The sequence below is a fragment of the Streptomyces sp. NPDC055103 genome (assembly GCF_053607625.1).
On sequence record NZ_JBSGTX010000027.1, the window covers coordinates 44,444 to 56,496 of the forward strand.

Consider the following 12,053-nt stretch of genomic DNA (forward strand, 5'->3'; position numbering starts at 1 on the left):
TGGCGCTGACCGGCGAGGAGATCGGGCGAGGATCCGTACCCACTCCACTAGTGGTAATCAGGCGGAGTCGTCGCCACCCTTGATGACGGTGAGGTCGGCGGGCCGGTTTGTGGCGTAGGGGTCGGGGGCGTCCTCGGGGATGTTCCGCACGGCTTGCGCCTGCGCGGTTCCGTTGCCGTTGAACAGGAGGTCAGCGCGGATGCGCCAGTCGCGACCGTCAGGGTGGATGAAGCCGTTCTCGGCGAGCTGCCTGAGGCCGCGCGAGACCGAAGGTTGCGACATGCCGCACTGCTCGGCGAACTTGGCCTGGCTTTCGACGCGGACGAGGCCGTGGTCCTTGCGGTTCTGCAGGGCGCTCATCTTGTGGAACAGCTTGTACGCCGAGACGCTGAGGGGGGCGTCGGCGAGGGCCTGATGTGCGTCGTATCCCATGGTGGTGAACCCTCCTCCTCGGAAGGACAGGCCAGCGGCGGCCTGGACCGACGAGTGCACGGTGAGCTCTTGAACCTCGGCCGGTGCTGCGGTTGACAGTTTCGAGCCGCGTGACTCGCCGGGCCGCACGCACAGGCTACCGACGCGGCGGGGTCCTTTACCTATAAAGACGGCGCATCCCCCTTCCGGCCGCCGGGCACGCGGTGGGCGGGTCGTCGTTCCCGGCCGACGGTCGTCGTGGGTCGTTCGCCGTTTGGAGGGAAGCGTGGCTGATGCCGGACGGGGCTGATGGAGGCATACGTGACGGGCGACCGTCCGGCTCTCCCGCCGTCGTGGCGCGCTTTCTGTGGCTGAGGTCTTCGGGGGCGGAGGGACGCTTGCGCCGGCACCTTCTGTGACATGCCGTCATGGGGTGAGGTGGGAAACAGCAGCAACAAGGCGGATGTGGGGGCGACGGCACGCTTGTCGGTTGCCGGGGCGAGTCCGGCTGCCGCAGGTGTTCGGGGAGCGGAGTCGCGGGTGCGCGAACACCGGCGTGCCGTCCGGGTGGTGGTGGCCCCGTACCAAGACCTCGGCGGTCAGGTCTCCGGTACGGGCTGTGGCAGTGAGGGCCGAAAGGTGCGACGGGTCGAGGTCAGGCCTTGCTCCGTGGTTTTTCGCGCGGGGGCCGGTCCGGTGTCTCGGTCTGCTGCCTCGTTGCGGAGAGTTTCCGTACGCAGGCGGCCGTGGGGGCGATGGCGATCATCAGTGCTCCGCAGGTGACGAGGACGGTGGGGGCGCTCGTGCGGTCGAGGAGGGGGCCGCCCAGGGCCGCTCCCAGGGGGGCCGCCGTCAGGAGTACCGCGCTGCGGGCGGCCAGGACCGTGGTGAGGGACTCGGCGGGTGCGCGTTCCTGGAGCAGGGTGAGGGAGAGCGCGGAGTAGGGGCCGTAGACGAGTCCGGCGAAGGCGAAGCCGAGGAGGGAGGGGAGAGCGGTGTGTGTGACGGCGAAGGGCAGCAGGGCGATGCCGTGGCCCGCGATGATGCCGAGCATGGCCGGCCACAGGGGCAGCCGTCTGGCCGCGCCGAGGCCGAGGGTGCCGATGAGGGCTCCGATGCCGAAGGCGGCCCAGTAGGCGCCGAGTAGGCCTGCGCCGGCGCGGAGGTCGTCGGAGATGAACAGGGGCAGGGCGACTTCGACGGGGCCGTAGGCGAGGTTGAACAGCCAGGTCACGGCCAGGAGGCCGAGGAGTTCCGGGTGGCGGCGCAGAACGGCCAGACCCTGGTGCGTGCTGCCGCCGCCGGTCATCGGGGGCAGGGCGAGGGGGAGGGGGGTGCGCGCCGTGCGGTGGGCCAGGATCGCGAAGGTGGCGGCGTCCGCGCCGATGATCCAGGCCGGGGAGACGAGTCCCCCGAGGAGACCCGCGAGGGCGGGGCCCGCGATGGTCGCGGTCCACAGGCTGGTGCTGAGCACGCTGTTGGCCGTCAGACGCTGGTCGTCGGTGAGCAGCGGGGCGAAGAGGGCGTGCTTGCCGGCCTTGCCCCAGGCGTGGAGCAGGGACGAGGCGCCCAGGAGCCCTACGTAGACGGCCGGGGTGAGCAGGCCCGTGATGTGTGCGAGCGGGATCGCTCCGAGGAGGACGGCCCGGAGTACGGAGTCGGTGACCAGGAGCCGGCGTGCGGGAAGTCGGCGCATCCATTTGCCCAGGAGCAGTGCGCCCAGGGCGCCGGGCAGGACATAGGCGGCGACGGCGATGCCGGCCAGCGTGCCCTGGCCGCCTTCCGGGCCCAGCGCGAGCGCCAGCCACGCGACGGCGACGACGGTCATGCCGTCGCCCAGGTCGGACAACGCGAAGACCGGCATCAGCCGCCGGAACGTCCGGTCGGCGAACAGCGCGCGGTAGGGGCCGGGCAGCAGACGTCCCGGGAGCACTGAGAGCATGCGGCTCACAGTCGTCCTTCAAGCAGACTTGAAGTCAAGGCCGGACGCCGGACCAGGAGATGGGGTGCGTGTGCGGTACATGCCCATCGGCGAGCTCGCCGACAAGGCCCACGTCCGCGCTTCGGCGTTGCGCTACTGGGAGGAGCGCGGTCTGCTGCCCGGCGCCCGCCGCGAGAAGGGACGCCGGGTGTGGCCCGCGTCCACCGTCCGCCGGGTCGCCCTGATCAAGATGGCGCAGCGGGCCGGGTTCACCCTCGCCGAGATCACGCGGCTGCTGGCCGACGGCACCACGCCGTCCGCCACGCGCCAGTGGCGGGACATGGCCACGCGCAAGCTGCCCGAACTCGATCGGCACATCGCGCAGGCGCAGGCCCTGCGGCAGGCCGTCGCGGACTGCCTGGAGTGCGGCTGCATGAAGTTCGACCAGTGCGTGCTGCTCGACGACGCCTCGGATGCGGCCCGCTGACCCGGAGCGCCGGATGCGGCCCGCTGAGCCCGAGCGCGTCCGGCGGCACGCTCAGGCGGAGGCTATGCGCAGGCCCAGGGCGGTCGCCGCGATCAGGGTGAGGACGACCGCCGGGGCCATCTCGTAGTCCTTCGCGCGTACGTGGATGAGGACCGCGCCCGCGAAGTAGAGGGTCACGCCGATCGCCGCCGCCACACCGAGCGGAGCCACGGCGAGGCCCGCGAGCAGGCCGATCGCGCCCGCCGCCTTCGCCGTCGCCAGCCAGGGCAGCCAGGACTCCGGCACTCCCACCTTGGCCATGTTGCCGGTGATCTGCGGGTTCCGGGTGAAGGTCAGGAAGGCGGAGGCGGAGAGCGCGAAGGCGAGCAGCGCGGCGACGACGGCGTAGCCGATGAACATGGATCAACCCCAATGATGTGTGCGTCTTAATCGTTGAACGGTATCAACGATTGTCCTCGCTCCACAATAGGGCCGCTGTTACCGTGGACGACATGGCAGCTCTTCCCTCCGACCGCCTCGCCTTCCTCCTCTCCTTCCGGGGGGAGCTCACCGGCGCGCGCCTCCGCGCCGCCCTGGGTGTCGTGGGGCTGCACCCGCGGAACGCGATGACCCTGATGCAGCTCGCCCCGGGGGCCATGAGCCAGCGCGAGCTGGCCGCGGTGATGGAGGTCGATCCCAGCCAACTCGTCGCGATCCTCAACGAGTTGGAGACTGAAGGCCTTGCCGAGCGGCGGCGTGATCCGGCCGACCGGCGCCGCCACATCGTGGAGATCACGCCGGCCGGCGCGGCCGCTCTCCAGCGGGTCGACTCGGCGGTGAGCGCGGCCGAGCGCGAACTGTTCGGGGATCTCACCGAGGCCGAACAGGTCCTGTTGCGGGGGTTGTTGGACCGGGTCGTCGTCGATCCCGCCGACCATGAATGCGGTTAGCGGTTAGCGGTTAGCGGTTAGCGGTGAGCGGTGAGCGGTTAGCGGTGAGCTAGGGAGCGGCGCTGCCCAGGACCCGTACCGCTTCCACGATCAGGTCCCAGAAGCCGGCCGCGTCGACCTCCATGCCGACCTCCGCGTTGGGCGGCAGACCCGTCACCCCGTCCAGGTCGACGACCGTCGCGCCGCGCGTCCACGTCCCCGCCAGCTCCACCCGCACCGCCGCCCGGACCAGGCTGACCAGCGACGGGTCGATGAGGTGGGCCACGGTCAGCGGGTCGTGCAGCGGGGGCGCGTCGAAGCCGTACACCTCGCGGTAGGTCGACGCGAAGAAGGTGAGCAGCTCCACGCAGAGCCCGCTCAGCGGCGTACCGAGCGCCCGGAGGCGTCCGATCACCTCGGGGGTGGCCCGCACCTGATGCGTGGCGTTGAGCCCGAACATCGTCACGGGCACTCCGCAGCCGAAGACGATGTCCGCCGCCTCCGGGTCGCAGAGGATGTTGAACTCGGCGGCGGGCGTGGTGTTTCCGCGCTCCACCGAGCCGCCCATCAGGACGATCCGCTCGATGCGCTCCGTCAGCCGAGGGTGCGCGAGGAGCAGCGTCGCGATGTTCGTCAGCGGGCCCGTCGGGACGAGCGTGACGGGCGCCGGGTGACGGGTCAGGGTGTCCCGGAGGAGCGTGAGCGCGTCGCGCGGGTCCAGCGGCACGGTCGGTTCGCCGTGGCCGAAGCCCGCGCCCGGGCCCGACCTGCCGGACTCCCAGCTCGGGCCGTCGAGCCCGGAGCCGCCGTGGATGTTCTCGGCGATGAGCGGCGCGCCCTGCTGCCGGCCGTGCAGCGGGCCCGCCGCGCCCGCCGCGATCGGCACGCCCCGGATCCCGGCGGCCTCGCACACCCGGCGCGCGTTCAGCGTGGTCTTCTCCACCGACTGGTTGCCCGCGACGGTGGTGATCGCGAGGAGGTCCACGGAGGGGTGGGCGGCGGCCAGCAGGATGTTGAAGGCGTCGTCGTGACCGGGATCGCAGTCGAGGATCACGGGTACGGGCATGTCTCCACCGTCCCACAGGGGGCGGGGCGGCGTCACGCGTCCTTTCGGGTCATCCCTCGGACCGGGGCGTGGCTTGTCTCGGGGGATGGCATGGCTTGGGATGGCTCGTCCCGGGTCACCTCGGTTTTCGGGTCATCCCTTGTCCTGTGCTGCCTGCGCCGACTTCACCGCCGCCGCCGCGTCGACGTTCCCGAGGCCCAGTTTGACGAGCTGCTGCGGGTTGGTCGCCGAGTCGCGGATCGTCCGCGTGATGGCGGCCGGGTCCAGGCCCTGGTGGTGCAGCAGTGCGGCTACGGCGGAGACGTACGGCGAGGCCATCGACGTACCGGAGAGCTTCCCGTACCCCGAGAGGTTCTTCAGGGTCTCCTTCGTCGTGTACGTGGGGAGCGTCGAGAGGATGTCGACCCCGGGGGCCGTCACGGCGTTCTGCGCGCCGAAGTTGGTGAAGGAGGCCGGGCGGCCCGTCTGGTCTGCGGCGTTGACGATGATGACCGGGGTCTCGACCTTGTACGGCTGGAGCGCGGTCGAGTCGTTGCCGGCGGCGGCGACCACGACCGCGCCCTTGCCGTTGGCGTGGGTGATGGCCTGGTTGAGGATGCCGCCCTTGAGGAGGCGCGCCATCAGGCCGGACTCGCCCAGGGAGAGGTTGATGACTTGGGCGCCGTGGTCGGCGGCCCAGACGATGCCCTTGGTGATGTTGGCGTCGGTGCCGCTGCCGTCGATGCCGAGCACCCGCACCGGCATGATCTTGACGCCGGGCGCTCCGCCCGCGACCCCGACGCCGTTGTCGGTGTGGGCGGCGGCGATGCCGGAGACATGGGTGCCGTGGCCGTTGAGGTCCTTGGGCTCGTCGTCGTTGTCGACGAAGTCGTAGCCGTCGACGAGCCGCCCCTTGAGGTCCGGGTGGTCGAGGTCGACGCCGGTGTCGACGACGGCGATGACCGTGTCCTCGCCCTTCGACATGGACCAGGCGTCCGGCATCTTCAGCGCGTCCAGCCCCCACTGCTGGCTCCGCAGCGGGTCGGGCTTGTCGTCGTCGCTGCCGCAGCCGGTGGCGAACGCGGCGGTGAGCGCGGCGAGGGCGGTGAGGGCGGCGAGGGTGGCGGTGGCGGGCCGACGGCGCATGAAGTCTCCCCATGTGTCTGCGTTTGGCCTAGTCAACAACCGGTGCGGAGCGCTCGCATCTCGAAGATCCCCGGCGCCTTCCGCTCGTAAAGGGGGGTTGTTCTAGTAGAGTGCAAACAAGGGAGGTTTTCCATGAACCGTGCCACACCTCGTCTCCGCGCGCTCGCCGCGCTCCCCTTCTTCCTCGCCCTCGCCGTCCACCTGCTGCTCTTCGCCCTCTGGCGGGACGAGCTGCCCGACGAACTCGCCACCCACTTCTCCCTCGGGGGAGAGGCAGACCGCTGGACCGGCGTGACCGCCTACGTCCTCCTCGGTACGGCCCTGCTCCTCGGCCTCGCCGCCGGCTGGACCGCCTTCGTCCGGCGCCGGTCCCTGTGGGCGGCCTGGGCCACCGCGGGCTTCTCCGGCGGGCTGCTCGTCCAGCTCCTCCGCGCCAACCGCGTCGACGAGTTCGAGTCGGTCGTCTTCTCCCCGGGGATGGACCTCGGGGTGGCCCTGGCGGTGGCGGTCGTGGCCGGCGCCGCGGGATGGGCCCTGACCGCGCTCGTACCCGAGAGGCCCGAAGGGCTCACGGGGCCTGAGGGGCCTGAGGGGCCTGAGGGCGACGAGGAGGCCGGGGAGGGTGCGAAGGGCCCGAAGGGCGCGACGGGCGAGAAGCCTGTCGTACGGGGCTCCGCCGGCGGTCCGCGCCTTCCGCTCGCCCCGGGCGAGGCCGCAGGCTGGTCGCGGGACACCGGCTCCCGCGCGCTGACCGCCCTCGCGGTACTCGCCCTCGCCGCCGCCCCCGTCACCCTGCTCGTCGCCACCTGGCCCGGCGCCCTGCTCGGCCTGCTCGGTCTCGTCGTCGGCGTGCCGGGGCTCGCGCTCGCCCGGGTCCGGGTCACCGTCGACCGGCACGGCCTCACCGTCCGCTCCGCCCTCGTCCACCGCCCCCGCGTCCGGATCCCGCTCGACGGCGTCGCGGACGCGAGCGTCCGCGAGATCGACCCGCTCGCCGACTTCGGCGGCTGGGGCTACCGCGTCCGCGCCCACCGGACGGGCGTGGTGACGCGCTCCGGCGAGGCCCTCGTCGTACGGAGGCGGAAGGGAAGTATGGGGAGCGAGGGGAGTACGGGGCATACGGAGAGCGGGCGCGAGTTCGTGGTCACCGTGCCCGACGCGCGGACCGCCGCCGCCCTCCTGAACACGCTGGTCGAGCGGCATGGGAAGGTCTGAACGTGCTCTTCCGCGTCGACCCGGCCTCCTCCGTCCCCCTCGGCGACCAGATCGCCGCCTGCGTCCGCGGGGCGCTCGCCGACGGCTCCGCCGAGCCCGGTGAACGCCTCCCGGCCGCTCGGGAGCTCGCCGACTCCCTGGGCGTCAACGTCCACACCGTCCTCCGCGGCTACCAGCGGCTCCGCGAGGAGGGCCTCATCGAACTCCGCCGGGGCCGCGGCGCCGTCATCGTCCCCGGCGCCGCCGCCCCCGACCGCGCCCGCCTTGTCTCCCACCTCCGCGAGGCGGCGGCGGAGGCCCGCGAACTGGGCCTGACGGAGGCGGAGTTCCTGGAGATGGCGCGTACCAGCCTCAACTGATCCGCGTACCCCGTGGCGGCCGGGTCACGCGCAGCCGCGTACCCCTCTCAGCCGAGTACGGAGCCGATCCCGACGTTCCAGCGGCCCGAGCGGCCCGTGAGTTCGACGGACGAGCGGGGGCGCACGTCCAGGCGCCAGAAGGCGGCCTCCGGCGCGCCGAGGGCGTGCGCGGCGGCCGCCCGGATCACGTCCGGCTCGGCGACGGCCCAGACGGTGCCCGGCTCCAGGGCGTCCATCCAGGCGGCGACCCGGTCCCACAGGGCGCGCAGGGACTCGCCGCCGTGCGGGACGGCGTCCGGATCGGAGAGCCAGGCGGCCACCGACTCCGGTTCCTCGGCGGCGAGTTCGTCCAGTCGGCGGCCCCGCCAACGGCCCATCGCGCAGCCCGCGAGCGCCGGTTCGGGGACGGCCCCCGTCAGGCCGAGGAGTTCGGCCGTGCCCCGGCAGCGCGGGGACGGTGAGGTGAGCAGCCGGACCGACCGTCCGAGACACACCCTGGCGGCGTCCTCCGGCTCCACCGGGGAGCCGTCGTCGAAGCGGGCCTCGCGCAGGGCCGCGTTCATGGCGGGCGCCACGAGGGTGAGTCGTACGGTCCGGCCTGGTGAGGCCTGGCCAGGGGCTGGGGTCGAGACCGGGGTCGAGGCCGGGTTCGAGGCCGGGCTCGAGGCTGGGTTCGAGGCCGGGTTCGAGGCCGGGCTCGAGGCCGGGTTCGAGGCCGGGCTCGGGGTCGCGTTCACGGTGATTCATCCCTCAGTGCTCGATCCGCCGCCCATGCGCTCTTCCCGCGGTGCGGCCCGCGCGGTACGGTCACGGCGACAATTCCACAACCGACGACGGCGAGACGGAAGTCCGGTGAGAAACCGGCACGGTCGCGCCACTGTGAGCCACCCCGGTATCCCCGGGACCCGGCGAGTCAGACCCGGAGACCGTCGTCGCGCACCACCGCTATGGGACGCGAGTTCCCGAGGAGGTACCGCCATGGCCGAGGCCGTCGCCCCGTCCGCCATCCCCGCCACCCCTGTCGCGCTGCCGGTTTCCCTGCCGGTCCGCACCGTGCTGCCCTGGGCGCTGTTCGCCGGGCTGCTCGCGCTGGTCGCGCTCTACTTCGTCGGCGCCGAGCAGGGCGCCCTCTCCGTCTTCGCGGGCAGCGATGTCCACGAGTGGGTCCACGACGGTCGTCATCTGCTCGGCTTCCCCTGCCACTGAACGCGGTAGAGGAGCTCCGTCACATGTCTGACACGTCGTCCTCCACCGTGGGGAGACTGCTGGTCCGCGGCATGCTCGCGGGCCTGATCGCCGGACTGTTCGCCTTCGCCGTCGCGTACGTCGTCGGCGAACCGTCCGTCAACGCCTCGATCGCCGTCGAGGAGGCCGCCGCGCGGGCCGAGCACGCGGCCCACGGAACGGCGGCCGCCGCCTCCCACGCGCACGAGGAGGAGGAACTCGTCAGCCGGGACGTCCAGTCCACGGCCGGCCTGGCCACCGGTGTCCTCGTCTACGGCGTCGCGCTCGGCGGCGTCGCCTCCCTCGCGTTCGCCTTCGTCCTCGGGCGCGTGGGCCGGTTCACGCCGAAGGCGACCGCCGCGCTCGTCGCGGCCGCCGCCTTCACCACCGTGTACCTCGTCCCGTTCCTGAAGTACCCGGCGACCCCGCCGGCCGTCGGCAACCCCGACACCATCGGGCAGCGCACCACGCTCTACTTCCTGATGATCCTGCTGAGCGTGCTGCTCGGCATCGCCGCGGTCGTCGCCGGCCGCCGTCTCGCCCCGCGCCTCGGCAACTGGAACGCCACCCTCGTCGCCGGCGCGGGCTTCGTCGTCGTCGTCGCCGTGGCCTGCGCGTTCCTGCCCGGCAACGGCGACGCGGTGCAGGCCGGCTTCCCGGCGGCCGTCCTGTGGGAGTTCCGGCTCGCCACCCTCGGGATCCAGGCGGTCCTGTGGGCGGTCTTCGCCGTCGCCTTCGGCGTCCTGGCGGAGCGGCTGCTCGCCCCGGCCGCGGCCCGCGCCGCCGTCGCGGAGACGGTCCCGGCCTGAGTACGGTCCCGGCCTGAGTCATGCGTGACGCGGCGCCCTTCCCGTACCCCGTCGCGGGTGCGGGGGAGGCGCCGCCCCCGTCAGCCCAGCTCGCGCACCGGTGCGCCCGCCAGGAACGCCTCGATGTCCTCCACCGCCTGCCCGAAGTAGCGGGCGTAGTTGCCCTCGGTCACGTACCCCAGGTGGGGGAGGGCAAGGACGTTCGGGAGGGACCGCAGAGGGTCGTCGGCCGGCAGCGGCTCCGTCGCGTAGACGTCGAGCCCGGCCCCCGCGATCCACCCCTCGCGCAGCGCCCGCAGCAGCGCCCCGCCGTCGACGAGCCCCGCCCGTGAGGTGTTGACGAGGTACGCGGACGGGCGCATCGCCCGCAGCTCCGGCTCCCCGATCAGGCCCCGGGTGCGATCGGACAGCACCAGGTGCAGGGAGACGAAGTCGCTGCTCCCGAGCAGCTCCCGCCGGTCCTTCGCGAGCCGTACGCCGTGTTCGGCGGCCCGCTCCTCCGTCAGGTTCGGGCTCCAGGCGAGGACGTCCATGCCGAAGGCGAGACCGATCCGGGCGACCCGGCCGCCGATCTTGCCGAGACCGACGAGGCCGAGGGTCCGGCCGGCCAGGTCGGCGCCGACGGTGGACTGCCAGGGCCCGCCCTCGCGCAGCGCCTGCGCCTCGGTCCTCACGTGCCGGGCGAGGCCGAGGAGCAGGGCCCAGGTGAGCTCGGTGGGCGGTTCGGGGCTGCTGGCGGTGCCGCAGACGGTGATGCCCCGGGCGCGGGCGGCGGCGACGTCGATCGAGGCGTTGCGCAGCCCGGAGGTGACGAGGAGGCGGAGCCGGGGGAGCCGGTCGAGGAGCGCGGCGTCGACGGGGGTCCGCTCCCGCATGACGACGAGGATCTCGCAGTCCTCGACGGCGGCGACGAGCGCGTCCCGGTCGGTGAGGTGCTCGCGCAGCACCCGGACGTCGACGCGGCCGGCGAGCGGGCCCCAGTCGGCGGAGGTGAGGGCGACGCCCTGGTAGTCGTCGAGTACGGCGCAGCGCGGCAGCTTCATGACCGCATGATCGCCGCGCACGCGCACGGACGCCACGCTCGGAGCGACAAAGGCACCCACCGAACGGAGAATTGCCCTGATTTGTCTCTCTGTGCCATCGCTGTGAGGAGTGGGTGCCGTGGACGCCAAGGACGTGGAACCCGACGGTGACGATCTGGCGGTGCTCCGGGCCCGGATCGCGGCCCTGGAGGCCGGTACGGCGACGGCCCGGCCGCCCCGCCACCGCCTCCGCTCGTTCTGCGCCGCCCTGCTCATCGTCATCGGCTGCGTCCTGGCACCGCTGGGCATCGTCGCCTCCTGGACGTCGGACATCGTCGGCGACACCGACCGGTACGTGCAGACGGTCACCCCGCTCGCCTCCGACCCGGCCGTCCAGGAGGCTGTCGCGACCCGGGTGACCGGCGCCGTCATGGAGCACATCGACCTGAACTCCCTCCTGGAGGGCGTGGCGCCGGACCAGCGGCCGCTCCTGGAGAAGGCCCTCGGCAAGCTGGGGGACTCCCTGGAGGGGGCGGTCAGCAGCTTCGTCCACGACCGGGCGCAGGACGTCGTGGCCTCCCCGGCCTTCGAGACGATCTGGACCGATGCCAACCGGGCGATCCACACCTCCCTCGACCGGGCCCTGACCGGCAGCGACGAGGGCGCCGTGAAGATCGACACGGACAAGGTCACGATCGACCTGGCGCCGGTGATCGACCGGGTGAAGGAGCGGCTCGTCGACTCGGGCCTGACGGTCGCGGGGAAGATCCCCGAGGTCCACACCGACTTCACCGTGCTCCAGGCCGACGACATCGGCAAGGTGAAGACGGGCTTCTCCCTGCTCCAGCTGATGGGCGTGTGGCTGCCGGTGATCTCGGTGCTCCTTGTCGCCGGCGGGATCCTGCTCGCCGCGCGCAGGCGGCGCGCCCTGGTCGCCGGGGCCCTGGGCATCGCGGTGGCGGCCCTGGTGCTCGGCATCGCCCTCACCGTCTTCCGTACGGTCTATCTCAACGCCCTGCCGTCCGGGGTCTCCCCGGCCGCCGCCGGCGCCGTCTACGACACGCTGGTCCGCTACCTCCGGACGTCGGTACGGGTGTTCGTGACCCTCGGCGTGCTGATCGCCCTCGCCGCCTGGATCTCGGGACCGAGCCGCCCGGCGACCCTCGCCCGGGGCATCTGGGACTCGGGCATCTCCGCCACCCGTGCCACCGCCGACCGCGCGGGCCTGCGGACGGGCCCCGTGGGGCCGTTCGTCCGCCGGTTCCGCACCTGGATCACCTGGATCCTCGTCGCGGCGGCGGCCGTGGCCTGCGTCTTCTGGCCCCACCCCACGGGCTGGGTCGTGGTGGGGCTCGCGCTCGGACTGCTCTTCGCGCTCGCGGTGGTGGCGTTCCTGGCGGAGAGGACGGGCGGTGGGACGCACGAGGCCCACGAGGCCCACACGCCCTAGACGTACGCGTGAAGAGGGGGCCTCCGGCGGAGGCCCCCTCTTCACGCGTACGCGAG

At 72.8% G+C, this 12,053-nt stretch carries 14 protein-coding genes; 7 read left to right on the forward strand and 7 right to left on the reverse strand.

What is annotated here, in order from left to right; translation table 11 throughout:
• Positions 1–57 precede the first annotated feature (57 nt).
• Positions 58–432, reverse strand: a complete 375-nt coding sequence (locus ACWFR1_RS18785) for a hypothetical protein (RefSeq protein ID WP_453552459.1) — start codon at positions 430–432, stop codon at positions 58–60.
• 634 nt (positions 433–1,066) lie between these two features.
• On the reverse strand, positions 1,067–2,353 hold the full coding sequence (locus ACWFR1_RS18790; RefSeq protein WP_453552461.1) for an MFS transporter: 1,287 nt from the start codon (positions 2,351–2,353) through the stop codon (positions 1,067–1,069).
• 64 nt (positions 2,354–2,417) lie between these two features.
• On the opposite strand from ACWFR1_RS18790, the gene ACWFR1_RS18795 reads away from it, so the two are divergent.
• Positions 2,418–2,819: a MerR family transcriptional regulator gene (locus ACWFR1_RS18795; RefSeq protein WP_453552463.1), complete on the forward strand. Its 402-nt coding sequence runs from the start codon at positions 2,418–2,420 to the stop codon at positions 2,817–2,819.
• Positions 2,820–2,870: 51 nt separating this feature from the next.
• Here the strand turns inward: ACWFR1_RS18795 and ACWFR1_RS18800 are convergent, their stop codons facing one another.
• Complete coding sequence (locus ACWFR1_RS18800) at positions 2,871–3,218, reverse strand: DoxX family protein (protein WP_453552465.1); 348 nt, start codon at positions 3,216–3,218, stop codon at positions 2,871–2,873.
• Between the two features lie 92 nt (positions 3,219–3,310).
• Here ACWFR1_RS18800 and ACWFR1_RS18805 point away from each other — a divergent pair, with 92 nt between their 5' ends.
• Positions 3,311–3,748: a MarR family winged helix-turn-helix transcriptional regulator gene (locus ACWFR1_RS18805; RefSeq protein WP_453552467.1), complete on the forward strand. Its 438-nt coding sequence runs from the start codon at positions 3,311–3,313 to the stop codon at positions 3,746–3,748.
• 49 nt (positions 3,749–3,797) lie between these two features.
• Here the strand turns inward: ACWFR1_RS18805 and ACWFR1_RS18810 are convergent, their stop codons facing one another.
• Positions 3,798–4,793 carry a nucleoside hydrolase gene (locus tag ACWFR1_RS18810; RefSeq protein ID WP_453552469.1) on the reverse strand — a complete coding sequence of 332 codons (996 nt, stop codon included), beginning with the start codon at positions 4,791–4,793 and terminating at the stop codon, positions 3,798–3,800.
• Between the two features lie 132 nt (positions 4,794–4,925).
• Entirely contained in the window at positions 4,926–5,918 is a 993-nt protein-coding gene (locus ACWFR1_RS18815) for a S8 family serine peptidase (protein ID WP_453552471.1), read from the reverse strand.
• A gap of 132 nt (positions 5,919–6,050) precedes the next feature.
• Here ACWFR1_RS18815 and ACWFR1_RS18820 point away from each other — a divergent pair, with 132 nt between their 5' ends.
• Together ACWFR1_RS18820 and ACWFR1_RS18825 are read left to right on the forward strand one after the other, a co-directional pair.
• The gene (locus ACWFR1_RS18820; protein WP_453552473.1) at positions 6,051–7,133 is read left to right on the forward strand and encodes a DUF1648 domain-containing protein; all 1,083 of its coding nucleotides are present in this window, start codon (positions 6,051–6,053) and stop codon (positions 7,131–7,133) included.
• Positions 7,134–7,135: 2 nt separating this feature from the next.
• Complete coding sequence (locus ACWFR1_RS18825; protein ID WP_453552475.1) at positions 7,136–7,492, forward strand: GntR family transcriptional regulator; 357 nt, start codon at positions 7,136–7,138, stop codon at positions 7,490–7,492.
• Positions 7,493–7,539: 47 nt separating this feature from the next.
• Here the strand turns inward: ACWFR1_RS18825 and ACWFR1_RS18830 are convergent, their stop codons facing one another.
• Positions 7,540–8,055: a histidine phosphatase family protein gene (locus ACWFR1_RS18830; protein ID WP_453552477.1), complete on the reverse strand. Its 516-nt coding sequence runs from the start codon at positions 8,053–8,055 to the stop codon at positions 7,540–7,542.
• Between the two features lie 415 nt (positions 8,056–8,470).
• Between ACWFR1_RS18830 and ACWFR1_RS18835 the strand changes: the two genes are divergently transcribed.
• Together ACWFR1_RS18835 and ACWFR1_RS18840 are read left to right on the forward strand one after the other, a co-directional pair.
• Positions 8,471–8,698 carry a CbtB domain-containing protein gene (locus tag ACWFR1_RS18835; protein WP_453552479.1) on the forward strand — a complete coding sequence of 76 codons (228 nt, stop codon included), beginning with the start codon at positions 8,471–8,473 and terminating at the stop codon, positions 8,696–8,698.
• A gap of 23 nt (positions 8,699–8,721) precedes the next feature.
• Positions 8,722–9,525, forward strand: coding sequence for a CbtA family protein (locus ACWFR1_RS18840; RefSeq protein WP_453552481.1), 804 nt, complete (start codon positions 8,722–8,724; stop codon positions 9,523–9,525).
• Positions 9,526–9,605: 80 nt separating this feature from the next.
• Here ACWFR1_RS18840 and ACWFR1_RS18845 read toward each other — a convergent pair whose 3' ends face one another.
• Positions 9,606–10,568: a D-2-hydroxyacid dehydrogenase family protein gene (locus ACWFR1_RS18845; protein WP_453552483.1), complete on the reverse strand. Its 963-nt coding sequence runs from the start codon at positions 10,566–10,568 to the stop codon at positions 9,606–9,608.
• A 118-nt stretch (positions 10,569–10,686) separates the two neighbouring features.
• Here ACWFR1_RS18845 and ACWFR1_RS18850 point away from each other — a divergent pair, with 118 nt between their 5' ends.
• Positions 10,687–11,997: a hypothetical protein gene (locus ACWFR1_RS18850; protein ID WP_453552485.1), complete on the forward strand. Its 1,311-nt coding sequence runs from the start codon at positions 10,687–10,689 to the stop codon at positions 11,995–11,997.
• Positions 11,998–12,053: the final 56 nt, after the last annotated feature.